The sequence below is a fragment of the Corallococcus sp. CA047B genome (assembly GCF_003612065.1).
GTDB classification, from domain to species: Bacteria; Myxococcota; Myxococcia; order Myxococcales; family Myxococcaceae; genus Corallococcus; species Corallococcus praedator.
In genome coordinates, this window is sequence record NZ_RAWD01000645.1 from 1 (window position 1) to 1423 (window position 1423).

Annotated in this window: 1 protein-coding gene; it reads right to left on the minus strand. The window is 70.0% G+C overall.

What is annotated here, in order from left to right; genetic code table 11:
* Positions 1-1423, minus strand: a 1423-nt coding sequence (locus D7X74_RS41895; protein WP_147446913.1) for a non-ribosomal peptide synthetase, incomplete at both ends; no start/stop codon positions are given.

A 1423-nucleotide genomic window follows, 5' to 3' on the forward strand; every position in this document is an offset into this window, starting at 1 on the left:
GAGACGGTGGACGCCTCGAAGAGGGCCCGCAGGGGCAGCTCCACCCCGAAGGCACCGCGCACCCGCGACATCGCCTGCGTCGCCAGCAGCGAGTGGCCTCCCAGGTCGAAGAAGTTGTCCTCCGCCCCCACCCTCGCCACGCTCAGCACCTGCGCCCACACCTGCGAAAGCAGCTCCTCCGTCGGCGTGCGCGGCGCCACGTACTGGCCCGCCTCCTGCGCCCCGTCCGGCGTCGGCAGCGCCTTGCGGTCCACCTTCCCGTTCGGCGTCAGCGGCAGCGCCTCCAGCACCACGAAGGCCGCCGGCACCATGTACTCCGGCAGCCGCTCCCTCACGAAGTCGCGCAGCTGCGCGTTCTCCACGCCCTCCGGCGCCACCACGTACGCGATGAGCCGCCGCGGCTCCTCCCGCAGCAGCACCACCGCCGTGCGCACCGACGGGTGCTTGCCCAGCACCGACTCGATTTCGCCCAGCTCCACCCGGAAGCCCCGCAGCTTCACCTGCGTGTCCGCTCGGCCCAGGAATTCGATGTTCCCGTCCGCCAGGTAGCGCGCCCTGTCCCCTGAGCGGTACAGCCGCGAGCCCGGCGCCCCGTACGGGTTGGGCACGAAGCGCTCCGCCGTCAGCTCCGGGCGGTGGATGTACCCGCGCGTTACGCCTTCTCCGCCGATGTACAGCTCGCTCGCCACTCCTGACGGCACCGGCTTCAGCGCCCCGTCCAGCACGTACATCCGCACGTTCGCGAACGGGCGCCCAATCGGCACCAGCCGGTTGTCTCCCGCCCCCAGCGCGTTGCTTTCGAACCACGTGCTGTCGATTGTGGTTTCGCTGATGCCGTACGAGTTGATGAGCCGCGTGGAGGCGCCAATCACGCCCCGGATTCGCCGGTACTCATTCACGTACCAGGCGTCCGAGCCCGCGATGAGCACCTTCATCTTCTCCAGCCTCTGGCCCGTCTCCTCCAGGTGCTGCAACAGGCCTCGCAGCACCGCCGGCACGAACTCCGCGCAGTCGACTCCCTCCGCCTCCATCAACCCGTGCAGCTTCGCAGGCTCCAGCAGCCACTCGCGCGGGCTCAGCACCAGCTTCCCGCCCGAGCACAGCGCCCGGGACAAGTCCCCTCCGAAGACGTCGAAGGAGAAGCTCGCCATCTGCAGGTGGCTTCGGCACGCCTCCTTCAGCGCGTAGCTCCGCTCCCAGCCCAGGTACGCATTCGCCCAGCTTCGGTGCGACACCATCACGCCCTTCGGCGTCCCCGTGCTTCCCGACGTGAAGACGACGTACGCCAGGTTCTCAAACGAAGCCGTCCGTACGGGTGCGTCCTTGGGCAGGCCCGCGCGTGCGGGGGCCTCCGCGTCCAGCAGGTAGCGCGGCAGGCCCGGGGCCTCCACCGTCCCCTCCAGCGACTGCTGCGTCAGCAGCA